This window comes from Caballeronia sp. S22 (assembly GCF_964261745.1).
In the GTDB taxonomy this organism is placed as follows: domain Bacteria; phylum Pseudomonadota; class Gammaproteobacteria; order Burkholderiales; family Burkholderiaceae; genus Caballeronia; species Caballeronia jiangsuensis.
This window is the reverse complement of the sequence record NZ_OZ180035.1, coordinates 985,556-1,009,153: the sequence shown is the minus strand read 5'-3', so window position 1 is coordinate 1,009,153 and position 23,598 is coordinate 985,556. Positions and strand designations below refer to the sequence as shown.

Annotated in this window: 24 protein-coding genes and 2 tRNA genes; 15 read left to right on the top strand and 11 right to left on the bottom strand. The window is 64.2% G+C overall.

Translation table 11 applies throughout. The annotated features are described in order from the left end of the window. The first annotated feature begins 2 nt into the window (after positions 1 to 2). The 3 genes from glp (at position 3) to ACEN42_RS04765 (ending at position 2,135) form a co-directional block, all read left to right on the top strand. Positions 3 to 1,307: a gephyrin-like molybdotransferase Glp gene (glp, locus tag ACEN42_RS04775; protein WP_371880765.1), complete on the top strand. Its 1,305-nt coding sequence runs from the start codon at positions 3 to 5 to the stop codon at positions 1,305 to 1,307. Between the two features lie 64 nt (positions 1,308 to 1,371). Next, positions 1,372 to 1,647 (top strand): hypothetical protein, encoded by a 276-nt coding sequence (locus tag ACEN42_RS04770; RefSeq protein WP_008342276.1) that lies wholly within the window; start codon positions 1,372 to 1,374, stop codon positions 1,645 to 1,647. Then, a complete protein-coding gene (locus ACEN42_RS04765; RefSeq protein ID WP_371880764.1) occupies positions 1,644 to 2,135 on the top strand; it encodes an N-acetyltransferase family protein in 492 nt (163 codons plus the stop codon). The genes ACEN42_RS04770 and ACEN42_RS04765 overlap by 4 nt, the downstream gene beginning before the upstream one ends. A gap of 1 nt (position 2,136) precedes the next feature. Here ACEN42_RS04765 and ACEN42_RS04760 read toward each other — a convergent pair whose 3' ends face one another. The 5 genes from ACEN42_RS04760 to pncB form a co-directional block, all read right to left on the bottom strand. Continuing rightward, the gene (locus ACEN42_RS04760; RefSeq protein WP_371880763.1) at positions 2,137 to 3,597 is read right to left on the bottom strand and encodes a DNA recombination protein RmuC; all 1,461 of its coding nucleotides are present in this window, start codon (positions 3,595 to 3,597) and stop codon (positions 2,137 to 2,139) included. After that, a complete protein-coding gene (locus ACEN42_RS04755) occupies positions 3,594 to 4,574 on the bottom strand; it encodes a D-glycerate dehydrogenase (RefSeq protein ID WP_238215466.1) in 981 nt (326 codons plus the stop codon). The genes ACEN42_RS04760 and ACEN42_RS04755 overlap by 4 nt, the downstream gene beginning before the upstream one ends. A gap of 9 nt (positions 4,575 to 4,583) precedes the next feature. Beyond that, the gene (locus ACEN42_RS04750) at positions 4,584 to 5,996 is read right to left on the bottom strand and encodes a sodium:proton antiporter (RefSeq protein WP_371880762.1); all 1,413 of its coding nucleotides are present in this window, start codon (positions 5,994 to 5,996) and stop codon (positions 4,584 to 4,586) included. Positions 5,997 to 6,001: 5 nt separating this feature from the next. Continuing rightward, on the bottom strand, positions 6,002 to 6,673 hold the full coding sequence (locus ACEN42_RS04745; protein ID WP_371880761.1) for a lactate utilization protein C: 672 nt from the start codon (positions 6,671 to 6,673) through the stop codon (positions 6,002 to 6,004). Positions 6,674 to 6,809: 136 nt separating this feature from the next. After that, positions 6,810 to 8,000 (bottom strand): nicotinate phosphoribosyltransferase, encoded by a 1,191-nt coding sequence (gene pncB, locus ACEN42_RS04740; RefSeq protein WP_371880760.1) that lies wholly within the window; start codon positions 7,998 to 8,000, stop codon positions 6,810 to 6,812. Positions 8,001 to 8,279: 279 nt separating this feature from the next. On the opposite strand from pncB, the gene fdxA reads away from it, so the two are divergent. From fdxA to ACEN42_RS04725, 3 genes are all read left to right on the top strand, one after another. Continuing rightward, the gene (gene fdxA / locus ACEN42_RS04735) at positions 8,280 to 8,603 is read left to right on the top strand and encodes a ferredoxin FdxA (protein WP_035501717.1); all 324 of its coding nucleotides are present in this window, start codon (positions 8,280 to 8,282) and stop codon (positions 8,601 to 8,603) included. 120 nt (positions 8,604 to 8,723) lie between these two features. Then, a tRNA-Asn gene (locus ACEN42_RS04730) sits at positions 8,724 to 8,799 on the top strand. Positions 8,800 to 8,878: 79 nt separating this feature from the next. Beyond that, positions 8,879 to 8,954 (top strand) — tRNA-Asn (locus tag ACEN42_RS04725). 72 nt (positions 8,955 to 9,026) lie between these two features. On the opposite strand, the gene ACEN42_RS04720 is transcribed toward ACEN42_RS04725, so the two are convergent. The 3 genes from ACEN42_RS04720 to ACEN42_RS04710 are packed head-to-tail and all read right to left on the bottom strand — an operon-like array spanning position 9,027 to position 11,736. Then, positions 9,027 to 9,608, bottom strand: a complete 582-nt coding sequence (locus tag ACEN42_RS04720) for a lactate utilization protein C (protein ID WP_371880759.1) — start codon at positions 9,606 to 9,608, stop codon at positions 9,027 to 9,029. Beyond that, complete coding sequence (locus ACEN42_RS04715) at positions 9,605 to 10,996, bottom strand: lactate utilization protein B (protein WP_238215470.1); 1,392 nt, start codon at positions 10,994 to 10,996, stop codon at positions 9,605 to 9,607. The genes ACEN42_RS04720 and ACEN42_RS04715 overlap by 4 nt, the downstream gene beginning before the upstream one ends. Continuing rightward, entirely contained in the window at positions 10,993 to 11,736 is a 744-nt protein-coding gene (locus ACEN42_RS04710) for a (Fe-S)-binding protein (RefSeq protein WP_371880758.1), read from the bottom strand. The genes ACEN42_RS04715 and ACEN42_RS04710 overlap by 4 nt, the downstream gene beginning before the upstream one ends. A 126-nt stretch (positions 11,737 to 11,862) precedes the next feature. Between ACEN42_RS04710 and ACEN42_RS04705 the strand changes: the two genes are divergently transcribed. From ACEN42_RS04705 to ACEN42_RS04680, 6 genes are all read left to right on the top strand, one after another. Continuing rightward, a complete protein-coding gene (locus ACEN42_RS04705; protein WP_035501722.1) occupies positions 11,863 to 12,606 on the top strand; it encodes a FadR/GntR family transcriptional regulator in 744 nt (247 codons plus the stop codon). 301 nt (positions 12,607 to 12,907) lie between these two features. Next, positions 12,908 to 13,393, top strand: a complete 486-nt coding sequence (locus tag ACEN42_RS04700; RefSeq protein WP_187606121.1) for a CreA family protein — start codon at positions 12,908 to 12,910, stop codon at positions 13,391 to 13,393. Positions 13,394 to 13,467: 74 nt separating this feature from the next. Further along, positions 13,468 to 14,289: an AraC family transcriptional regulator gene (locus ACEN42_RS04695; RefSeq protein ID WP_371881066.1), complete on the top strand. Its 822-nt coding sequence runs from the start codon at positions 13,468 to 13,470 to the stop codon at positions 14,287 to 14,289. 85 nt (positions 14,290 to 14,374) lie between these two features. Then, entirely contained in the window at positions 14,375 to 15,139 is a 765-nt protein-coding gene (locus ACEN42_RS04690; RefSeq protein ID WP_371880757.1) for an AzlC family ABC transporter permease, read from the top strand. Further along, positions 15,136 to 15,459, top strand: a complete 324-nt coding sequence (locus ACEN42_RS04685) for an AzlD domain-containing protein (protein ID WP_035501727.1) — start codon at positions 15,136 to 15,138, stop codon at positions 15,457 to 15,459. Before ACEN42_RS04690 ends, ACEN42_RS04685 begins: the two co-directional genes overlap by 4 nt. 165 nt (positions 15,460 to 15,624) lie before the next feature. Continuing rightward, positions 15,625 to 16,389, top strand: a complete 765-nt coding sequence (locus ACEN42_RS04680) for a DUF4088 family protein (protein ID WP_238215476.1) — start codon at positions 15,625 to 15,627, stop codon at positions 16,387 to 16,389. Here ACEN42_RS04680 and ACEN42_RS04675 read toward each other — a convergent pair. From ACEN42_RS04675 to ACEN42_RS04665, 3 genes are all read right to left on the bottom strand, one after another. Beyond that, positions 16,386 to 18,509, bottom strand: a complete 2,124-nt coding sequence (locus ACEN42_RS04675; RefSeq protein WP_371881065.1) for an ATP-dependent helicase — start codon at positions 18,507 to 18,509, stop codon at positions 16,386 to 16,388. The two genes, ACEN42_RS04680 and ACEN42_RS04675, sit on opposite strands and share 4 nt — an antisense overlap. A gap of 149 nt (positions 18,510 to 18,658) precedes the next feature. Continuing rightward, complete coding sequence (locus ACEN42_RS04670; protein WP_035501730.1) at positions 18,659 to 18,916, bottom strand: hypothetical protein; 258 nt, start codon at positions 18,914 to 18,916, stop codon at positions 18,659 to 18,661. Positions 18,917 to 18,979: 63 nt separating this feature from the next. Then, positions 18,980 to 19,378 (bottom strand): hypothetical protein, encoded by a 399-nt coding sequence (locus tag ACEN42_RS04665; RefSeq protein WP_250483893.1) that lies wholly within the window; start codon positions 19,376 to 19,378, stop codon positions 18,980 to 18,982. A gap of 303 nt (positions 19,379 to 19,681) precedes the next feature. On the opposite strand from ACEN42_RS04665, the gene ACEN42_RS04660 reads away from it, so the two are divergent. From ACEN42_RS04660 to ACEN42_RS04650, 3 genes are all read left to right on the top strand, one after another. Next, entirely contained in the window at positions 19,682 to 19,903 is a 222-nt protein-coding gene (locus ACEN42_RS04660) for an RNA-binding S4 domain-containing protein (RefSeq protein WP_035501732.1), read from the top strand. Between the two features lie 248 nt (positions 19,904 to 20,151). Then, on the top strand, positions 20,152 to 21,600 hold the full coding sequence (locus ACEN42_RS04655; protein WP_371880756.1) for an MATE family efflux transporter: 1,449 nt from the start codon (positions 20,152 to 20,154) through the stop codon (positions 21,598 to 21,600). Between the two features lie 334 nt (positions 21,601 to 21,934). Then, positions 21,935 to 23,596 carry a phospholipase D family protein gene (locus ACEN42_RS04650; RefSeq protein WP_371880755.1) on the top strand — a complete coding sequence of 554 codons (1,662 nt, stop codon included), beginning with the start codon at positions 21,935 to 21,937 and terminating at the stop codon, positions 23,594 to 23,596. Positions 23,597 to 23,598: the final 2 nt, after the last annotated feature.

The window sequence follows — 23,598 nt, the reverse complement described above, 5'->3', positions numbered from 1 at the left end:
TCATGACCACGTCCAAGGACCTCTCCGCCTGCGTCGCCCAGTACGATCCGAATGCGCTTCCTGTCGAAGCCGCGCAGGAAATCGTGCGTCAGTGGGCCATGCCGCGCACGCGGGACGCTCACGTTGAGCGCGTGGGCCTGCACGACGCGCTCGGCCGCGTGCTCGCCGACGACGTGATCTCGCCCATCGACGTGCCTGCGTTCGACAACTCCGCGATGGACGGCTACGCGTTCGCCGGCGAGGCGCTCTCGCGCGGCGGCGATACGATTGACTTGTCCGTCGCGGGCACAGCGCTCGCAGGAAAGCCGTTCGAACGCGCGCCGGGTACGAGCGAGTGTGTGCGCATCATGACGGGCGCGCTCATTCCGCCGGGCTGCGATACGGTCGTGCCGCAGGAGCTCGTCACGCGCGAAGGCGATGCGATCCGCTTCTCCACCGCGAAGATCCGCGCGGGCCAGAACCGGCGTCTCTCGGGCGAGGATCTCGCGAAAGGCAAGCCGGCGCTGCTCGCTAGCCGCATCGTGCGCGCATCGGACCTGGGTCTGCTCGCGTCGCTCGGCATCGGCGAAGTATCCGTTCGCAAGCGCCTCACCGTGGCCTTCTTTTCGACGGGCGACGAATTGCGCTCGGTCGGCGAAACGCTGAGCCCGGGCAGTCTCTACGACAGCAACCGTTACACGCTCTTCGCGATGCTCAAGCGCCTTGGCGTCGAAACGGTCGATCTCGGCATCGTGCGCGACGACCGCGCTTCGCTCGAAAAGGCGCTGCGCCATGCGACCGAAAGCGCGGATGTCGTCATCAGTTCGGGAGGCGTGTCTGTCGGTGATGCGGACTTCACGCGCGAACTGATGAATTCGCTCGGCGACGTCGCCTTCTGGAAGATCGCGATGCGCCCGGGCCGGCCTCTCGCGTTCGGCCGCCTGTGGTCAGGCGCGCGCGCGGGCACGGGCAAGTCGGCGCTCTTCTTCGGCTTGCCGGGCAATCCGGTTGCCGTGATGGCGACCTTCTACTTCATCGTGCGCGAAGCGCTGATTGCGATGTCCGGCGCGACGCGCCAGCCGCTCACGGTCATCCGCGCGAGCGCCGCCGAGCCGATGAAAAAACGCGCGGGCCGCACGGAGTTCCAACGCGGCATCGCAACGCGCGACGACGACGGCCGCTTTCGCGTCGTCACCACCGGCCCGCAAGGTTCCGGCGTGCTCAGCTCGATGAGCGAAGCGAACTGCTTCATCGTGCTCGAGCACGCGCGCGGCGACATCGACGCCGGCGACGAAATCGAGATCGTGCCGTTCGACGGCCTGATCTGACGCGCGCCGCAACGAACGTCGCCAGCACAAACATTCCTACATCGATAGACGGGGCTTTCCTTCCATGAAAAAGCAGATCTCATTCATTGCACCCGGACAAACCGCCAAGGCGCTGATCCTCGTGTACCTGACTTTCAGCGTGCCCATCGTGCTGCTCGGCGTCGTGGTCGCGTTCGTGCGATACGGCTCGGTGGAAGTGAGCACCGTCACGAGCGCGCTGCTGCTCAACGCGATTCTCGGTTTCATCCTGCTGTGGATCGCGTGCCACGCGTACAACTGGGTGGCGTCGCGTTTCGGCGGCATCGAAATCGTGCTGTCCGACGCGCCGGAGGAAGCATGAGCACCGCGAAAGGGAATGCGACGATCCGCGCGGCCACGCCCGCCGACGTCGCCGCGATTTTCGGCCTGATGTACGAGCTCGCGGAGTTCGAGAAACTCACGCATCTGTTCATCGCGACCAGGGAAGGCGTGCACGAGGCCCTTTTCGGCGCGCGTCCCGCCGCAGAAGCGCTCGTCGCGGAGCAGGAAGGGGAAGTCGTGAGCTATGCGCTTTTCTTCCAGAACTTCTCCACCTTCCTCGGCAAACGTGGCCTCTATCTCGAAGACCTGTACGTGCGTCCGTCGATGCGCGGCAGCGGTCTCGGCACGCTGATGCTGAAGAAGCTCGCCGCCCTCGCGGTCGAGCGTCAGTGCGGCCGCTTCGAGTGGTCGGTGCTCGACTGGAATCAGAACGCCATCGACTTCTACGAGAAGATGGGCGCGACGGTTCTCCCCGACTGGCGCATCGTGCGCGTGACGGGCGAGCCGCTCGAACGCCTCGCGCAGTAAGTCACAGGTCGTCGTCGCTTTCCGGCGATGACGGATCCCCAAGCGCATCGCCCAACAGCCCCGCCGTCTGTTCTCCCGGCAGCGCCTCGACATCGCGCAGGCGCTTGCCCATCTGCCGCGTACGCGTCTGCGCCGCTTCGATCGAGCGCGTGACGGTTTCGAGCTGCGACTTCGTTCTCGCCAGCACTTCGCCGAACTTGCCGAACTCGGTCTTCACCGCGCCGAGGACCTGCCACACTTCGCTCGAACGCTTCTCGATGGCGAGCGTGCGGAATCCCATCTGCAGGCTGTTGAGAAGCGCGGTCAACGTGGTCGGCCCGGCGATGGTCACACGATAGTCGCGCTGCAGTGAATCGCTCAGGCCGGGGCGGCGCAACACCTCCGCATAGAGTCCTTCGGTCGGCAGAAAGAGCAACGCAAAGTCCGTGGTGTGCGGTGGCGCGACGTACTTTTGCGCGATCGATTTCGCTTCCGCGCGCAAGCGGCCTTCGAGCGCGCGCGACGCGTCTTCGACTCCGACCACGTCCGCCCTTTCCTGCGCGTCGATCAGGCGCTCGTAGTCCTCACGAGGAAACTTCGCGTCGATAGGCAGCCACACGGGCGTCGCGGCGTCGCCCGGCGCGCCTGGCGCATCGTGCCGGCCGGGTAGCCTGATCGCGAATTCGACGCGCTCGTTGCTCTTCGGAATCGTCGCGACGTTCTTTGCGTACTGGTCCGGCGTAAGCAATTGCTCAAGCAGCGATTCGAGCTGCACTTCGCCCCAGATGCCGCGCGTCTTGACGTTGGTGAGCACCTTCTTGAGATCGCCGACACCGGCCGCGAGCGTCTGCATTTCGCCGAGCCCGCGATGCACCTGTTCTAGCCGGTCCGACACGAGCTTGAACGACTCGCCGAGCCGCTGTTCGAGCGTTGCGTGCAGCTTTTCGTCGACGGTTCGGCGCATCTCGTCGAGCTTCGTCGCGTTGTTGGCCTCGATGTCCTTCAGACGCGCTTCGAGCGTCGCACGCACCTCGCCGAGCCGACGCTCGTTCGCCTCCGACATCTGCGACAGATGCAGCGACATCGAATCAGCGAAGCGCTTCAACGCGTTGCCCTGATCCTCGCGCGCCTGCTGGCTTTGTTGCGCGAGTTGCTGGGCGAGCGCGTCGAACTGCGCGTTCTGCACGCTCGACGTGCTCGCCAGTTGCGTCGCGAGCGTCTGATGGAATTGCGTGAAGCCGCTTTGCGATTCCATGCGCGACACGCGCGCGCTCTCGGCAATGTCGCCGCGCAGCCCGCGTTCGAGCCGCTCTTGCGCGCGCGCATGCGCCTCGCCCATGTCGTTCACGCGATCGGTGAGCGCCTCGAATTCATCGTAAATATGCGCGTTCGAGTTACGCCGTATCACGACGATGAGCGCAAAAAGCGACACGACCAGCGCGATCGCCAACGCAGCGACAGCGCCATACAGCAATTCCGTCATTTCTTCAGCACGTCCGGATTGATCGGGTTGGGCGGATTTCCGGCGCGCGGCCCTTCGCCGAGCCCGGCGATGAGGTTGTCCGCCGCCAGATTGGCCATCGCGCGGCGCGTCCCCTCGGTCGCGCTCGCGATGTGCGGCGTCAGCACTACGTTGTCGAGCAGCAGGAAATCCGGGTTGAAGTCCGGCTCTCCCTCGAACACGTCGATGCCCGCCGCCGCGATGCGCTTGTCGCGCAATGCGACGATCAAGGCCGCATCATCGACGATTCCGCCGCGCGCGATGTTCGTGAGCGTCGCCGTCGGCTTCATCAGCGCGAGCTCGGACGCGCCGATCGTGTGATGGTTCTCCTTCGTGTACGGCAGCACGAGCACGACATGATCCGCGCGCTTGAGCAGGTCTTCCTTCGACACGTACTCGGCGTTCAGCTGCGCCTCGATCTCGGGCGCGACACGCGAGCGATTGTGATAGATCACGCGCATGTCGAAGCCGCCCGCCCGCCGCGCGAGCGCCTGTCCGATGCGCCCCATGCCGATCACGCCGAGCGTCGATCCGTACACATCGGCGCCGAGGAACGAATCGAACGACCACTTCTGCCACTTGCCCGCGCGCAAATAGTGTTCGGATTCGGTGACGCGGCGCGCAGCCGCCATCATCAGCGCCCAGCCGAAATCGGCAGTGGTCTCGTTCAGCACGTTCGGCGTGTTGGTGCCGAGGACCTTGTGCGCGTCGAAGGCCTTCATGTCGAAGTTGTTGTAGCCGACCGCCATGTTCGCGACGACTTTCAGGTTCGGTGCGCCCGCCAGTTCCTTCTCGCCGACCCACTCGCCCGCGGTGAACGCACCGTCCTTGTCGGCGATACGGCGCGCGAACTCGTCCTGCGGGAGCACGTCGCCGAGATTCACGTCGACATCGAAATACTGTTTCAGGCGCTCGATCACATCGGGAAAAGTGGGACGCGCGACAAGTACCTTCTTCATCGATTGCTCCTAGAAAAATAGCCAGCCCAGAACGGCGAAAATCGGCAGGAGGACCACGCCCGACCATGCGATATAGCCGAAGAAACTCGGCATGTGCACGCCGCGCGATTCCGCGATCGCCTTCACCATGAAATTCGGCGCATTGCCGATATACGTGTTCGCGCCCATGAAGACCGCGCCCGCGGAGATGGCGGCGAGCGTCGTGGCGTCGGTGGTCATGAGCGTGTGCGCATCGCCACCCGCGAGATTGAAAAACACGAGGTAGGTCGGCGCGTTGTCGAGGAACGAGGACAGCAGGCCCGTCGCCCAGAAGTAAGCGATGTCGATCGGCTTGCCGTGCGCATCCGACACCGCGTGCACGATGCCGGCGAACGCGCCCGCCTCGCCCGCGCGCAGGATCGTGATGACGGGCGCGATCGTAATGAAGATTGCCGCGAACAGCTTCGCCACTTCCGCGATGGGCGCCCAGTCGAACGCGTTGCCCGCGCGCGCACTTTTCGGCGTGAGCGCGAGCGAGGCAAGGAGCACGGCCATGAGCAGCACGTCGCGCACGAGATTCTGCAATTTCACCTCGGTGCCGAACACGTCGAACGCGATGCCGGGCTTCCATACGCCGCTCATCAACACGAGCACGACGATCACCGCGAGCAACGCGAAATTGATCTTGCCGTCGATACCGAGCGGCGGCGTGTCGGGCGTCGGATCGAGAAAGGCGGGCCGCGCGTCGTGCCTGCGCCAGTAGTAGCTGTCGAGCACATGGAACACCACGAGCAGCACGCCGCAGACGAAGAGCATCGGCAGTGCGAGATGCACTGTCGTCCAGAAGAAGCCGACGCCGTTCAGAAAGCCGAGGAAGAGCGGCGGATCGCCGAGCGGCGTGAGCGAGCCGCCCGCATTCGCGACAAGAAAAATAAAGAACACGACGACATGCACGACATGCTTGCGATTGTCGTTCGCGCGCAAGAGCGGACGGATCAGCAGCATGGCTGCGCCCGTCGTGCCCATGATGCTCGCGAGCGCGGTGCCGAGCGCGAGCAGCCCCGTATTCAGACGCGGCGAGCCGTGCAGATTGCCGCGCACGCAGATACCGCCCGCGACCGTATACAGCGACGCCAGCAGGACGATGAACGGCACGTACTCTTCGAGCATCGCATGAACCAGTACGCCGCCCGCCGTGCCGGGTCCGAACGCGAGCGCGAACGGCGCGAGAAACGCGACGGTCCACGCGGCCGCGATCTTGCCGAAGTGGTGATGCCAGAGCTTCGGCGCGATCAGCGGAAACACCGCGATGGAAAGCAGGACGCCGATGAACGGAATGCCCCACGTAGCCGGAAGCGTCGCGCCATCGGGTGTCGCCGCGCTGGCGGGTGCGGCGATGAGCGCCAGCCCCGCGCACAGCGCGCCGGAAACGAAACGTCGCATCGTGCTCAGGCCCCGCGCACGATGATCACGTGCACGCGATACGGCCCATGCGCGCCGAGCACGATGGTCTGTTCGATATCGCCGGTGCGCGACGGCCCCGAAACGAAGTTCACCGCGCGCGGGAGATCGCCCCGCTCGGCGCGCATCAACGCGAACGCGTCTTCGTGCGCCGCGACGATACGCGACGCCGGCACGATGGCGATATGCGTCTGAGGCAGAAGCGCGCCGGATGCGGGTGTATCGGCGCCCGAGAGCAGCACGAGCGAACCGGTTTCGGCCGTCGCGCAAAAACATCCGGTGATGCCGACGAGGTCGGCGTCGGCCGGCTTGCGCAGCGCCGCCTGAATGCCCGCTTGCGCCCAGGGCAGATCGCCGAGCGCGGGCCACGCGACGACATCGACGGGAAGGTTCAGCGACTGAAGATAACGCGCGGCTTCGGCGGGTGCATCCGCGAGCGATTCCACTTCGGCGATGGTCGTGGAAAGACGCTCGGCTTCGAGCCTGAAGCGCGCGATCAGCTCATCACGCGTGTGAGGCAACGGAGGACGCGGACCCGCCGGATGCCGCTCGACATACTCTTGCGCCGCCTCGCGCTCGGCTTCCGTAGGCGTGCCGCGACGGCCCTGCGCACTGCGAATGCGCGCGAGAATATTGCGGCGCGCGACCGATGTATCCATGGTGCCGTCCTCGTGTTGGCGTGCTTGAGATTCGTACGCGCCGGACTGATCGACGACGCGTTCGAATTATAGCGAGCGACATATGCGCACGAACCTCGGCCGAACGGCATAGGCCGAACGCATGGCTGCGATGCCGTCAGTCGTCGCCGACCGGCTGCTCGATGCCGAACACCTGACGCAGATAGGCGAGATACGCCTTGTCGTCGCACATGTTCTTGCCGGGTGAATCCGAGAGCTTGGCGACCGGCTGGCCGTTGCAGCGGACCATCTTGATGACGATCTGCAGCGGCTGATAACCGAGATCGTTGGTGAGATTCGTGCCGACGCCGAACGCCAGCTGGCAGCGCCCGCGAAACTGCTGATAGAGCTGCAGCACCTTGGGGATGTCGAGCGCGTCGGAAAACACGAGCACCTTGGTGCACGGGTCGCAGCGGTTCTCCTCGTAGTGCCTGAGAAGGCGCTCGCCCCAGTCGAAGGGATCGCCGGAATCGTGGCGCGCGCCGTCGAACAGCTTGCAGAAGTACATGTCGAAGTCGCGCAGGAACGCCTTCATGCCGTAGACGTCCGACAGCGCGATACCGAGATCGCCGCGATATTCCTTCGCCCACATCTCGAAGCCGAAAATCTGCGAGTCGCGCAGCCGCGGGCCCAACGCCTGACACGCTTGCAGGTATTCATGCGCCATCGTGCCGAGCGGACGCAGGCCGTGCTTCATCGCATAGAAACAGTTGCTCGTGCCGGCGAACTGCGCGCCGAGCTTGTCCTTCAGCGTCAGCACGACTTCCTCGTGCCACTGTCCCGAAAAGCGGCGGCGCGTGCCGTAATCGGCGATCTTGCAGTCGGAATATTCGGGCGGCGTAGCGAGCAGCTTGATCTTCTCGCGCAGACGCGTGCGGCCGGTTTCGTACTCGGGCTTGCGCTGCGTGTTGCGGAAATAGACCTCGTTGACGATCGCGAGCACCGGAATCTCGAAGAGGATCGTGTGCAGCCACGGCCCTTCGATCTCGATGTCGATCTCGCCATTATTCTTGGGCGACGGCGCGATACGGATGGACTTCTCGTTCAGATGAAAGAGCGCGAGGAAATCGATGAAGTCGCTCTTGATGAAGCGCATGCGCCGCAGATAATCCAGCTCCTCTTCCTTGAAGCGCAGATTGCAGAGCTGGCGCACCTCGTCGCGAATCTCGTCGATGTACGGCACGAGATCCACGTTCGGCGTGCGACAGCGGAAGCGATATTCGACATGCGCCGCGGGAAAATGATGCAGCACGACCTGCATCATCGTGAACTTGTAGAGGTCGGTATCGAGCAGCGAATTGATGATCATGGTTCTGACTGGAACATCCACGCGAATTGGCCGTGCGCCCGGCGCCAGGCCGTATGCCTTTAGGGCCATGTTACCCGAATGTGTACGACGGCATGACTCATGCCCCGCCCTTTTGCGAAGCGGCGCATACGTACATCACGAATCGATATAAAGCGCGCTGCGTGCGGCTCGCGCCCGCTTTTACCGTTACGCTACAATATGCGTTTCGATACGCGCACCTCCCGGCCCACGTAGCCGCTCAGGGCGCCGCCCCCAAGAATTCCGCATGCAGGAGCCTGAATGACTCACGTTGTGACCGAAAGCTGCATCAAGTGCAAGTACACCGATTGCGTGGACGTGTGCCCGGTGGATTGCTTCCGCGAAGGTCCCAACTTTCTCGCGATCGATCCGGACGAGTGCATCGACTGTGCCGTCTGCGTGGCCGAGTGCCCGGTGAACGCGATCTACGCCGAAGAAGACGTACCCGGGGACCAGCAGCACTTCACCGAACTGAACGCCGACCTCGCGCGTAACTGGCCCAGCATCACGAAGACGAAGGGCTCGCTGCCCGAGGCCGACGAGTTCAAGGACGTCAAGGACAAGCTGAACCTTCTCGAGCGTTAAATCGCGCGTTTGTCCGCAACACGCTGCGGTTTGACTGCAAAAATTTGCTTTTCGAGTGAAGATTGGGCGTTGACACGATAATCTCGGCCCCCTATAATTTCGCTTCTCTGCTGTAGATGTTCCCCGATAGCTCAGTCGGTAGAGCGCCGGACTGTTAATCCGTAGGTCCCTGGTTCGAGCCCAGGTCGGGGAGCCAAAAACTCCAGCAAGTCGGTTTCAAAAAAACCCAGTCAATCGGCTGGGTTTTTTATCTCAGCAGCAGATATCTCAGTTGTTCCCCGATAGCTCAGTCGGTAGAGCGCCGGACTGTTAATCCGTAGGTCCCTGGTTCGAGCCCAGGTCGGGGAGCCAAAAGCTTCAGTCAAAAAGCCCAGTCATGTGACTGGGCTTTTTGCTTTTCCGCCGTCTGGAAGCACTGACGCTTCACGCAAGCCACACGACGGTGAGCGAGCGCACGCCTTGAGCGCCGCGAATCAGCACGCCTTCGATATCCGCCGTCGCAGACGGTCCCGTCACGAGCACCGCATAGCGCGCCGATGCGAAATCGGGCCGTCGATACACCTGTTGCAAGCCCTCGACGAGCAGCGCGGGATCGAGCAGCACGACGAGATGCTGCGACAGATAGCCGACTGAGTTCACGACATACTCTTGCTCGCTGAACCACACCGAGCCCGTTTCCGCGACGCCGAAACGCCCTCTCACGACGCCCACATCGACATCCTGCAGCGACGCCGGCGGCGTATCAGGCGAAAGCGGCCGCGTGCCGTCGACGCCCGGCACCGCCGACGCGATCACCTTCGCGTCCGGAAAGCGCGACGCGATCAACGCGTTCACATCGTCCAGACCACCAGCGTCGATACACGTTCCGCCCATCGCGGTGAGCGCCGCCGTGAAACGCGCCTTCAGATCGCCTTCGGGCGTCGGAAAGAGCGGCACATCGGGACGCGGACGCGATGCAGGCTGCGCCGCGCGGATCTTCGAAAGAAAAGCTTCGCGAGTCGTCATTTTTCAGGCTTCCGGTTTTTCTTGTACCACTCGTGAAAAGTCTCGGCAGGCGCTTCGGGCAAATCGCGCTGACGTCCCCAGATGTTAAGCGGGTTGTAGAGCACGAAATTGGGCAGACGCTTCAGCGCGCCGCCGAGCGACGCGACCGTCGCGCGATAAAGCGTCGGACTCGCGAGAAGTCGCCCCGCCATCTTCAGGACTTCCTGCTTCACGAACGGCACTTCATGTTTCTCTGCGATCACCTCGCGCCACTTGTAGATCTGCTCGTGGATGTTCACCTTCACCGGGCAGACGTTGGTGCAACTGCCGTTCATCGTCGAGGCGAACGGCAGCGCGCTGTAGCGCTTCAGGTCGTGGGTCGGATTGATGATCGCGCCGATCGGCCCGGAATACGTCCCGCCATAGGAAAGCCCGCCGCTGCGCCGATACACCGGACACGTATTCATGCACGCGCCGCAGCGGATGCATTTGAGCGAGTACCAGAAATCGTCCATCGCGAGCCGCTCGGCGCGACCGTTGTCGACGAGGATGTAGTGCATCTCCGTGCCCGGACGCGGCTGGCGAAAGTGCGATGTGTACTGCGTGATCGGCGACCCGAGCGCGCTGCGCGACAGCATGCGCACGAACACGCCGAGATCGGCGATCGTCGGAATGAGCTTCTCGATGCCGATCGACGCAATATGCAGCGGCGGCACGTTCGCCGACAAATCCGCGTTGCCCTCGTTCGTACACACGACGACCGTGCCCGTTTCCGCAACCGCGAAGTTGCAGCCGGTCATGCCCGCCGTCTTCTCGCGCACGAAGTACGGCCGCGTGTTCATGCGCTGGCTTTCGGCGAGATAGTGAATGTCGCTGTTCTGCGGATCGGTGCCGATGGTCTTGCCGAAGAGCTCGGCCACATCCGCGCGCAGCTTGTGCACCGCCGGCACGACCATGTGGCTCGGGTCCTGATGATCGAGCTGCTGGATACGCTCGCCGAGATCGGTTTCCATCACCGTGATGCCGCGCGGCTCGAGATAGTCGCGCATGTAGCACTCGTCGGTGAGCATCGACTTGCTCTTCACGAGCGAGGTCATGCCGCGCTCGCTCATCAGCTTGTAGACGAGTTCGTTGTGTTCCTGCGCATCGGCCGCGAAGTGCACGACGACGCCATTCTTCTCGGCCTGATCGACGAACTGTGCGATGTAATCGGCAAGATTGGAAAGCGTGTGCTCCTTGATCTGCGATGCGAGATTGCGCATCGTCTCCCATTCCGGGATGCCGTGCGCCTGCGCGTCGCGCTTGCTGCGCAAGTCCCACAAACGCTTGTCGTGGAACGCGACGTGATCCGGCTTCTGCAGGAACGCGCCCGCCGCCTTCGCGTGATCGATGCGAACGGTCTTGCTCATGCGCGTGCTCCGTTCAGGACCTGCGCGATATGGATGAACTTCGCATCGGCCTTCATGCGCTCGGCGCAGCCTTGCTGATGCATGAGACACGACATGTCGCCCGACACGATGTACTCCGCGCCCGCCCCGACGTGATCGCGCACCTTGTCCTGCCCCATGCGCACGGACACGGCCTCTTCAGTGACCGAGAACGTGCCGCCGAACCCGCAGCATTCATCGGGACGCGCAGGCGTGACGAACTCGATGCCCTTCACGCCTTCGAGCAGCGCGCGAGGCTTCGAAAACGGCGTGCCCGCGACTTCCGAATTCGATGTCTCGCGCAGATGCCGCACCGCGCTGCAACTGTTGTGCAGCCCGACCTTGTGCGGAAACTCGGCCCACGGAAACTCGCGCGCGTTCAGCACGTCATGCAGGAATTCGACGAGCTCAAACGTATTGCGCCGAACCTTCTGCACCGCGCTCGTCTGCTCGATCGCGGTGAAGTGCTCGCGGACATGATGCACACAACTCGCCGACGGCCCGACCACATAGTCGTAGTCGGCGAAATTCCGCGCGAACACGCGCTCGGCGCCCGCGGCGTCCTTGTGCGCGCCGCTATTGGCCATCGGCTGGCCGCAGCACGTCTGGTCCGGCGGATAGTCGACGTCCACGCCGAGCCGCTCGAGCAATTCGAGCGTGGCGATGCCGATCTGCGGATAGAACGCGTCGATGAAACAGGGGACGAACAGGGCAACTTTCATGAGGTCCGATCGTGGGGTTGGACAATCATTTTTGGTAAGCTTGGTCTGACCAAGACTTTAATGAGATGCCTCTTTCGTGTCAAACTCGGACATTCACCAGCTTTCAACCGGCATAAGCGTCCAGCGATGAGTTTTCAGCCCGTCCATGCGCACTCGTACGCTCGCGTGCGCCTCTCCGATGTCGTGTCCGGTCAGATTCGCGAACTGATCTCGAACGGCACGCTCCTGCCCGGCCAGCGCCTGCCCGCCGAGCGCGATCTGGCCGAGCAGTTGAACGTGTCGCGCCCGTCGCTGCGCGAGGCGCTGATACGGCTGGAATCGGACGGATTCATACGCGCGGCGGGACGGGGCGGTTTCGTCGTGTCGGATGTGACGGCGCCGCTCGTGTCGCATCCGCTCGCCGCACTGCTCGAACAGCAGCCGAACGCCAGCGCCGACGTGCTCGAACTGCGCCACGGCCTCGAAACGCTGTCCACCGCTTACGCCGCCGAGCGCGCCACCGACGCCGATATCGCGCGCATCGCCGCCGCGTTCGACGCGCTCCAGACCGCCGTCGCCGACAAAAGCACGCGCATCGCGGAAAAGGATGCGGCGTTCCATCTCGCGATCGCCGACGCGACGCACAACGTCGCGCTCACGCACGTCATGCACGGCCTCAACGAACTGGTTCGCGAATCGATGCTGACCTCGCATCGTCTCGTCGATTACGACGATGAAGTCGAAGCGAATCTGATGACCCAGCATCGCGCGATCTTCGATGCGATCGTCGCGCGCGATCCCGCGCGGGCGCGCGAGTGCGCGGGCGCGCATCTCGACTACGTGCGCACGCTCTACGCCGACATCGCTGCAAGGAAGAAGCGCGTCGCCTGAATCGAATCGCCTTACGAATCTGTAAGCCGCGAGAAAGTCCTGATAGGACAACACCTACACAGATTTCGGACATGCACGGCTAACGCCCGCCGGCCTTCCTCGCGATACTGGAATCGTCAACAACAACACGCGAAGGAGGACGACATGCCTTACCTACTTGGATGGTTGCTCGGCGTGCCGGTGATCGTGCTGGTGATCCTGTATCTGATCTTTCATTGACTGCATGCGAAGCGCGAGATGCATCGAAGAGCCAAGGGCGTCGATACAATACGACGCCCTTTCTCTTTTCCGGAAGACGACGATGAAACCCTCCGTCCTTGCGCTCGCCCGAAACCTGGCCTTGCTCGCCACCCTCCTCGGCGCGGGATTCGCGCACGCGGAGGAGATCGCCAGCGTCAACACCAATTTCCGTTTCACCGGCTCGGATCGCGTGAGCGTCGACGCTTACGACGACCCGCTCGTCCAGGGCGTGACCTGCTACGTGTCGCGCGCGCGCACGGGCGGCGTGAAAGGCACGCTCGGCATCGCGGAAGACCCGACCGAGGCGTCGATCGCCTGCCGTCAGGTCGGGCCGATCAAGATCGCCCAGCCGCTCAAGCAGAAAACCGATGTGTTTTCGGCCGGCATGTCGTTCATCTTCAAGACGCTGCACGTGGTGCGCATCGTCGATGCGAAACGCAATACGCTCGTCTATCTGACGTACAGCGACCGCGTCGCGACCGGCAGCCCGAAGAACAGCGTGACGGCCGTGCCAGTGCCGGAAGGCACGACCATACCGGTGAAGTGATGCGCAACTGTCCTGTCCGGCGCGTAGCAAAGTTGTAAACTGAGCGATTCCGCTTGTCTCAGAACTTCCCGACGATGAACGCCGACCGTTTCCGCAACGCCGCACGCTACTGGCGCTCGCCGCTCGTGCCCGACGCGGACATGGTCACGGCCGAGTACTACGATCACGAATTCTCGCCGCACTGGCACGACGCCTACACGGTGCCCGTCATCGAAGCCGGCGCGGAATGCTACGACTATCGCGGCGCGCATCACGTGGCCGAAACGGGCTCGGTGCCGGTGATCAATCCCGGCGAGTTGCATACGGGCGCGCGGGCCGTCGATGCGGGCTGGCGCTATCGCGTGTTCTATCTGCCGGTGCCGTTCGTCGAAGGCCTCGCGCGGGACATGTCGGGGCGGCGGGAATCGTCGCCCTGGTTTCCCGATGACATCATCCGAGATCCCGATCTGGCGCGGCGCCTGGTCGTCGCGCATCGGCTGCTGGAAAGCGGCGCGGATCCGCTCGCCGCGGAACTGGCGCTCGTCGATGCCGTGACGACGCTGCTCGGCCGCTACGCGCTGGAACGCCCGGACATCGCGCCGCTCGCCGCCGACACACACCGCGTCACGGCGATGAAATCCCGACTCGCCGACGATCTGCTCGAACCGGTCACGCTCGCCGAACTCGCGCAGACGGTCGGTCTCTCGACCTTCCACGCGGCGCGTCTCTTCACACGCGAAACGGGTCTCGCGCCGCACGCATGGCGCAATCAGTTGCGTATCGTGCGCGCGTTGCCGGCATTGCGCGCGGGCGCATCCGTGACCGACGTCGCCGCGGCGAGCGGCTTCACCGACCAGAGTCATTTCACGCGCCATTTCAAGCGAACGTTCGGCGTGCCGCCCGGCCGCTGGCGCTGAGCGCTTCGCCCAGCCAGGAAAGCGCAAGAACGTACAAGCGTGTAAGCCGGCGTCTTGCGTATCCTCGCTTCCATAGGAGGAAACCTTGAAAGCAACACCCGCACAACCTTCCGGCGCCGCGTTGCGCGAATTCGCTGCTGGCGCACGCGACACCATCCCGATGATGATCGGCGCCGCGCCCTTCGGCGTGATCTTCGGCACGCTCGTCACCGCAAGTCCGCTCACGCTCTGGCATGGCCAGTTGATGTCGCTCGCGGTGTTCGCGGGCTCCGCGCAGTTCATCGCGGTCGGCCTGATCGCGTCGCATGCGAGCTTCGCCGTCATCTGGGCGACGACGCTGGTCGTCAATCTGCGACACGTACTCTATTCGGCGACGCTCGCGCCGTATGTCGCGCATCTGCCGCGCCGCTGGCGCTGGGCGCTCGCGGGCGTTCTCACCGACGAAGTCTTCGCCGTCGCCTACGCGCACTATCAGAAGCGCGCGCCGGGCGAGACCGGTCCGCATTACTTTTTCGGCTCCGGCGTCGCGATGTACCTGAACTGGCAGTTGTGGACGCTCCTCGGCCTGTTGTTCGGCGCGGCGTTTCCCGGTTTGAAGTCTCTCGGCCTCGACTTCGCGATGGTCGCGACGTTCATCGCGATCATCGTGCCGCAGCTTGTCGCCGTGCGCTTCGTCGCAGCGGCGCTCGCATCGGGCGTGCTGTCGTTCGCGTGGCAGGGCTGGCCGTACAAGCTCGGGCTGCTCGCGGCGGTGTTCGTGGGCGTCGCTGTCGGCATGGTGCTCACGCTGATGGAAAACCGGCCGCACGAGAAAGACCGCCTGAAGAACGCCAAGGAGCGCACGCAATGAACTACATCACGTTGATCCTCGGCATGGCAGTGGTCACATATGTGATCCGCGCCGCCGTGTTCGTGCTGGGCGAGCGCCTGCCCTTTCCCCCGATCGTGCGCACCGCGCTCTCATTCGTGCCGGTGACGGTGCTCACGGCGATCATCGTGCCGATGGCCGTCTCGCCGCACGGCAACGGCGCCGAGATCACCTGGCGCAATCCGCAGCTTGTAGCGTCGATCGTCGCGATCATCGTTTGCGCACTCACGAAACGGCCGCTTTTGACGATTGCGGTGTCGCTGACGGTATTTTTCGTCTGGCAGTTCGCCGTGCTGCGCTAAACGTTTCCGTCAATTCGCTGGCCAACGGCTTTCAAAAAGCATCGAAAAATCCTCAAGTTCCCGGAAACCGCGCCGATATCAGAAACGAATGGACTCCGCCCCGAGAGCGGCGCCAAAGGCACTTCTCGCGCTCCGGACCATCCGGACGCGGAACCGGGAACCAACATGCGTCAAATCACCCTTTCGTTGCGCGAAGAGACGATCGCTTCGCTGCATCGCGATTTCGAAGCGTTCATGCGCCTGTCGCTGAAGCTGGATCCGCAATTCGTCACGCCGACGTTCGAAGACTTCCTGCGCGCGAAGCTGCTGGACAACGACACGCCGCTGACCGAGCAGGCGGTGCAGCGCATGCTCACGCACGGCCAGTACGCGTGGGCCAAGCGCGCGCTCGACAAGGAGTTTCCCGATGTCGTCGAAATCCTGATCCGACAGGCCGCCGAGCACGGATTCGCGTTCGCCATACGCGCCGACTGGACAGCGGAGGATCTCATCGCGGCGTCGCGCGCGTGGGCGACCGCGATCGTCACCGAGGCGAAGGGCGACGTGTCGCAAGTGGACATGCTCGCGTCGCAGATGAAATCGGCTGCGGCGGACATTCGCGAAGTCGAAGAAAAGATGCAGACGCCCGCGTGGCGTCTCGCCGATTCGCTGCGCCAGCGCGTGTACGAAACGAAGATTTCCGTGGAGACGAGCATCGGCTCGACCGCGCGTGAAAAGCTGGGCGAACTGCGCTGCCTGCTGCGGCTCGGCATTTTCTATGGGTCGATCCAGAAGCAGGAAGCGCAACAGGTGCTGGAGTATGTGCGCTCGCTGCGGCCCGAGCTGTTCGTCGAAGAACCTTACGACGGCTTCACGCGCTTCGCCGCGTGGCTGCGCAGCATCTTTGCACCGTCGCCGCGCGCGCCGCGACCGTCACGCGCGCAGCGTTAATCCCACATTCCCTTCAGGCGCGCCGCGATATCGATTTTCGCTTTCGCGGCCGCCGCCAGCCCCGCCGCCGTCGGCGCGGCGGGTGCGATCACCGGCGGCCACGCGGCCGCTTCGAAGTTCTGCATCAGATGCGGCGGGATGAAGCGCGTGCGCTGCGCCCAGACGTGCCGGTCGCCCAGATGCGTCTGGTTGTGCACGTAGAACCGCTGTGGCGTGACGATGTGCAGGTCTTCCTTCGCGCGCGTCATCGCCACGTAGAGCAGACGCCGCTCCTCGTCGATTTCCTCGTCGCTGCCCGTGCCCAGATCGGACGGAATGCAGCCGTCCACGCCGTTCAGCACGAACACGTTGCGCCACTCCTGGCCCTTCGCAGAGTGGATGGTCGAAAGAATCAGATAGTCCTCGTCGAGCATCGGGACGCCGGATTCGTCGCTCGTCGCGTCGGGCGGATCGAGCGTGAGTTCGGTGAGAAAGCGCTCGCGCGTGGGATACGTGGACGCGATGCTCTCCATCTGCAGCACATCGCCGATGCGGATCGCCGCGTCCTCGTGATTGCGCTCCAGGTGCGGCTCGTACCAGCGGCGGATCATTTCGAACTCGGCCGGCCAGCCGGATTCGCGGCCGCAAAGTTTCGCCATCAGCCCGACGAAGCGCGGCCAGTCTTCGCTGGCTCGCGCGGGAGCCTGAAATCTGGCAATCGCGCCTGGCGCCTGATCCTGCGCGACGCTATCCAGCAAGCGCCCGGCGATGGCCGGACCGATGCCCGGCAGCAACTGCGCGACCCGAAAACCCGCGACGCGGTCGCGCGGATTTTCCGCCCAGCGCAGCACCGCCAGCACGTCTTTCACGTGGACGGAATCGAGAAACTTGAGTCCGCCGAATTTCACGAAAGGAATGTTGCGCCGCGTGAGTTCGATTTCGAGCGTCGCGCTGTGATGCGCGGCGCGGAACAGCACCGCTTGCGCTTTCAACTTCATGCCCGCCTCGCGCGCTTCGAGCACCTTTTCGACGACATAGCGCGCCTGATCGGCTTCATCGGCGACGGAAACGACGCGCGGCTTCTGCGCCGATGCCTTGTCGGTCCACAGATTCTTCGTGTAGCGCTCCGACGCGAGCCCGATCACCGCATTCGACGCCTCGAGAATCGGCAATGTCGAACGATAGTTGCGATCGAGCGTGACGGTCGCGGCGGGCGGATCGAAATGGCCCGGAAAATCGAGGATATTGCGCACGGTCGCGCCGCGAAACGAATAGATGGACTGCGCATCGTCGCCGACGACCGTGAGACCGCGACCGTCGGGCTTCATCGCGAGCAGGATGGACGCCTGCAGGCGGTTGGTGTCCTGATATTCGTCGACGAGCACGTGGTCGAACCGACTAGCGAGATCCGCCGCCACTGAAGGCTCCGCCGCGAGATGCGACCAGTAGAGCAGCAGGTCGTCGTAATCGAGCACGCTTTGCGCCTGTTTCGCGGCGACGTAGGCGGCGAACAGACGCTTAAGGTCGGCTTCCCACTCGCGGCACCACGGATACGACTGATCGAGCACATGACCAAGCGACGCGCCCGTGTTCACGACGCGCGAGTAGATCGCGAAGCAGGTCGACTTCGCGGGAAAGCGCTTCTCCTTCGACGACAACCCGAGCTCGTGCCGCACCAGATTCATGAGATCGGCGGAATCTTCGCGATCGTTGATCGTGAACGATGGCGCGAGCCCGACGAGATCGGCGTAATCGCGCAACAGCCGCGCGCCGACGCTGTGAAACGTGCCCGACCACGTCAGCCCCTGCGCGATCGCGCTTTTCTTGCCGAGCGCGTTCATCGCGATGCGAGAGACGCGCCGCGTCATTTCGAGCGCCGCGCGGCGCGAAAACGTGAGCAGCAGAATGCGATGCGGATCGGCGCCCTTCACCAGCAGATGCGCGACGCGATGGGCCAGCGTGTTGGTCTTGCCCGATCCCGCGCCCGCGATCACGAGCAACGGGCCGCCCGTGCGACCCGGTTCATCGACGCCGAACTCGACGGCCTCGCGCTGCGCCTCGTTGAGCTTCGCGAGATAGTCGGCGACCTGTTTCGCGGTGGAATCGGAAGCGGCGTCGGCGGTGTCGGGAAGCGTGAGCACGTGAAGGAAGGCGGCGGCAAAAGAGTGACGCACACTGTATATCCATACAACCCGCGCGCGCAAGTCTTTGGCTCGACTGGGCTTTTGGCCCCAAATGAAACGAGCCCGGTTCGCGGTGAACCGGGCTCGCGTCGCTACGAAAGCGCGTGCTACTCCGCCTTCTTCGCGTTCTTCAGCTTCGCGTCGGCGGCGGCTTCGTTGGCGTCGGACTGCGCTTCCGTTTTCTTCTTGTCGGCCTTGGCTTGCGCGACGGCCGCCTTCTTGTCGGCCTTCGACTGCTCCTTCGCGGCCTTCTGATCGGCGGCGGTCGGGGCGTCGGATGTCGTCTGCGCGAACGATGCCGCACTCACGCTCGCGAGCGTCCCGGCGATCAGCGCCGCCAGCAGCGCATTGGTTTTTCGATTCATGATGTCCTCCCTTCTTTTAGATGCCGCGAGCGCCGCGACGCGCGGCCTCGCGACGCGTCACGCTCAGTGCTGCAGGCCCGCGTCCTTCGGCGTGCCCGGCTCCGTCGCGTTCAGTTCCGCCTTGGCGGCGTCCTTGTCCGCCTTGCGGTTGATCTTCGCGTTCTGCACCTCTTCCTTGTATTGCGCCTTGGCCTGCTGGTTCTGCGCCTTCAGCTCGGCCTTCGACGCCTTCTTCGACGCGCGATACTCGGCGTTGGCCTGCGCGTTCGCGTTGCGGCGCTGGACGAGCGGATCGGTCGGCGCCGGCGCGACGACGTTCTGCTGCGGCGGCGTCATCGGCTGCTGGGCCTGCATCGGCTGCGGTTGCACCGGCTCGGGCTGTGTCGCGGTTTGAGCATAAGCGCCCGAAGCGGCGAGCGTGGCGATGGCGGAGCCGATCAAAAGAATTCGTGCGCGAGTCATAAGCTAGTCCTCTCTGTAGTTGGCGTCGGCGGCGCGCTGAAAGCGGTGAAACGAGCGAGCCGCGCGACTTTTGTCGATTCGAAAGATGACCGAAGCTTTGTCGATCAAACGGTCGGACCGGGCGACGATCGGGCGAGTTCTCGAAAACCAGTCATTGTTACCGACGGTTTCATCTGGCTACATTTGCCAACCACCTCGCTTGCGATCCGATTACCGGTCCCGCGATGCCACTTAGCACGACGCATGCCCGGCGCACGGTTGTGCGTGGTTTATCATGGAGGCCTTTCCTGCATCACCCGTCCCATGCCGCCACTCCAGTTCACCCTCACCGGCGATTACGTCGAACTCCACAATCTGCTGAAGCTGATGGGCCTCGCGGACAGCGGCGGCTCCGCGAAGGCGCGCGTCGCAATGGGCGATGTCACCGTCGACGGCAAGGTGGAGTTGCGCAAAACGTGCAAGATCCGCGCGGGTCAGCGAGTGAAGCTCGACGGCCAGACGATCCACGTGCGCGCGCCCGAATAGCATCGCCGCCAGTTGCGCGCACGCGCCGCGCACTTGAGAAAATCCGGCCATAAGCGATCGCGTCATCGACATGCCGCACGCGACGCAATAAGCTAGTCGTCTTTCGTTCTGGTTTCAGCGCCGGGTCTGTAGCGTCGGTTTTCCCGTCAGCGCACGTTTCGCAGCGCGCTCCGCTTGTTGCCCTTCCGCTTTCCAGTCCGCGACGCTCAGTGCGCTGAGCGCCGCCTTTGTTTTCGATTCGAGCAGCCATGCAACCGCAAGTCACGCGCGCCACACGCGCGCATCAAGGACCGCCGAGCCTCTCGCGTCATGCCGTCGATACGGCGCGCCTCGCCGCGCCGCTCGCCATCGCGCAACTCTCGCAGATGGCGATGGGCGTCACCGATACCATCCTGCTCGGCTCACTCGGCCCCGACGCGCTGGCGGCGGGCGGGCTCGGCGCGAACCTCTTCTTCGTCGTCGTGACGCTGCTGCAGGGCGTGCTGACATCGGTTTCCGTGTCGGTCGCGCACGCGCGCGGCTCGAACGCCGACGACCGCGTGCCGGGCATCTACTGGACCGGGCTCGTGCTTTCCATACTCCTCGCCGTGCCCGCGTTCGTACTGCTGAGCTACGCCGAGCCGATCCTGCTCGCGTTCCACGAACCGGCGACGCTCGCGAAGAACGTGGGCGAATATTGCGCGGTGCTGCGCTGGGGGACGCCGGCCAGTCTTATCGGCGTCGGGATGATGCGCGCGTTTCTGCCCGCGATCGGCGCGGCGCGCAGGCTCCTGTGGATCTCGATCGGCGGCGTGTTCGTCAACGGCTTTCTCAACTACGGGCTGATCCACGGCGCGTACGGCCTGCCGCGCGAAGGCTTCCTCGGTTCGGCAGCGGCGACCACGATCACCGTCTGGGGCATTGCGATCGCGCTCGTCGCGGTGCTGCATCTGCGGCCGCGCTACCGGCATTTCGTCGTGCGCGCGCGTCCGCGTCTGCCGCTGATGGGCGAGCTCTTCGGCCTCGGCTGGCCCGTCGCGATCACCTACGGCGTCGAATCGACGCTCTTTCTCGCCACCGGCATGATGGTCGGCCTGCTCGGCGAAGCGCCGCTCGCCGCGCACCAGATCGCGCTCAACGTCGCGTCGGTCGCGTTCATGGTGCCGCTCGCGATCGGTCAGGCGGCCAACGTTCGCGTCGGCTACTGGGTCGGCGCGGGCGTGCCGGTCGCCGCCCGGCACGCGGGCTTCGTCGCGCTCGCGCTCGGCGTCGGCTTCATGGTGTGCTCGGGACTCGTGCTGATCACCGTGCCGCGCGCCATCGTCGGCCTGTATCTGAATCTCGACGATCCCGCCAACGCGCATACCGTCGCGCTCGCGGCGTCGCTGCTCGGCGTCGCGGCCGTGTTCCAGATCGTCGACGGCATGCAGACGGTCGGCTCAGGCTGCCTGCGCGGCCTGAAAGACACGCGCATCCCGATGCTCGCCGCCGCGTTCGGCTACTGGGGCGTCGGCTTTCCGACCGGCTATGTGCTCGCGTTCCACTTCGAGCTGGGCGCGAAAGGCCTGTGGTGGGGACTCGCCGCCGGACTCGCGAGCGTCGCCGTATTGATGACGCTGCGGTTCCATCGCATCAGCCGGCGCTTCATCGAAACGGGCGTCGCGCCCCTGCCCGACGACACCGATGCCGCGAGCGCCGCGCCGCACGGACACGTCTGATAAGCACACGATGCACGCGCCGATTTGCATAGCACGAATGCTTGGTTGGGCCGCACGGCGCGCATTGCTACGATGAACCCGTCTCCTCCTTGAGACATCTGTGACAGGGGTTGTCAGCCCGCTTCAGCCAAGCGGGCTTTTTTTTGTCTTCAGCGTCCTCTTCCCCTCACTCGCGGGCATTCCGTCCGACCTTTTTCCGATTTCCCATAAAATAATTTCGAGATGCGCGGTGCGAGAACGCGCCTTGCTTCATCGTGCCGTCCGTCGAATGCGTCAGGACGTGCCGAGTCGCGACAACTAAAAACGAGGAATCGAAGTGTCGGAAAGCCGGGGGATGTGGAAAGTGACAGAGCGTGGCGCGAAGCACGCCAGCATCGAAAGAAGATTGAGCGACGCCGTGCGCAATGTGGCCATCGTCGTTTTGACGACGGCGCTCGCCGCCTGCGCGACGCGCCCGCCCGCGACGGCGTTCGATCGGCCGGAGAGCCGCGCGCTGGCGTCGAACGAAGCGACGCCGCTCGCGAACGCGCTCGCGCCGCTGGAACGGCAGCATCCGGATCAGTCGGCGGTGCGCCTTCTGCCGACCGGCACCGACGCGCTGCAGGCCCGCATCGCGCTCGCGCGCGCGGCGACCAAGACGCTCGACATGCAGTACTACATCGCCGAGGAGGACAACACCGGCAAGCTGCTCTTGGGCGCGGCGCTCTATGCGGCGGATCGCGGAGTGCGGGTGCGCATGCTCGTCGACGATCTGAACTTCAAGGACATCGACCAGATCATGGCGGCGCTGAATTCGCACGACAAGATCGAGATCCGTGTGTTCAACCCGTACGGCAGCGCGCAGCGCAGCTTTTCCGAGCGCACGCAGAATTTCTTCACGAATCTCGGCCACTTCACGCGCCGCATGCATAACAAGGCGATGATCGCGGACAACCAGATCGCGATCGTCGGCGGACGCAATCTCGGCGACGAATACTTCAACGCGAGCCCGACGCTGCAATTCCGCGATCTCGACGTCTTCGCCGCCGGCCCGGTGACGCACGAAATCTCCGCGAGCTTCGACGATTACTGGAACAGTTCGCTCGCCTACCCGCTGCGCGCGCTGAACAAGCAGAAGTTCGATCCGTCCGAGCTAGACAAGACCCGCGACGACCTGCGCGCGCATTGGCGCCAGCAGGCCGAGCCGCTGAACGCGAAGCCGCTCAACGCGACGCCGCTTGCGCAGCAGATCACGCGCGAGGAAATGGGCCTCGTGTGGGCGCCGACGGAATTCCATGTCGATTCGCCGTCGAAGATCGAGCATCCGAGCGACGACTACAAGAGTCCGCCGATGCAGCGCCTCATCGACTTGCTGAAAGACGCGCAGAGCGAATTCCTCATTCTCTCGCCCTACTTCGTGCCGCACGACGCGGGCGTGAAGGCGCTCGGCGATCTGACGAAACGCCATGTGCGCGTCGCGGTGCTGACCAATTCGCTCGCCGCTACCGATGCCGTCGCCGTGCAGGCGGGCTACGCGCCGTATCGCATTCCGATGCTGCAGAACGGCGTCGAGCTATACGAATTCAAGCCGATTCAGGCCGAAGGCGAAAGCAGCCCGCGCGCGGGTCTCTTCGGCTCGCAGTCGCGCGCGAGCCTGCATGCGAAGGCCTATGTGATCGATCGGAGTATCCTCGTGATCGGCTCCATGAATCTCGATCCGCGCTCGGCCAAGCTGAATACCGAACTCGCGCTGGTGATCCACAGCAAGCCGATCGCCGAGGAAGCCGCCAAGCTGTTCGCGAACGGCATCTCGCCGAAGATGAGCTGGCGCGTGCAACTGGCGAGCGCGGCGGTCACCGAGGAGCTGAGGCGCACGGGCGCGCCGCAGTCGGGCCTCGTCTGGACCACCGAGGCGAACGGCGATCTCGTCACCTACAATTTCGATCCCGAGGCAGGTTTTTATCGCAATGCGATGACGGGCCTCTTCATGCTGCTGCCCGTCGACAAGCAGCTTTGATC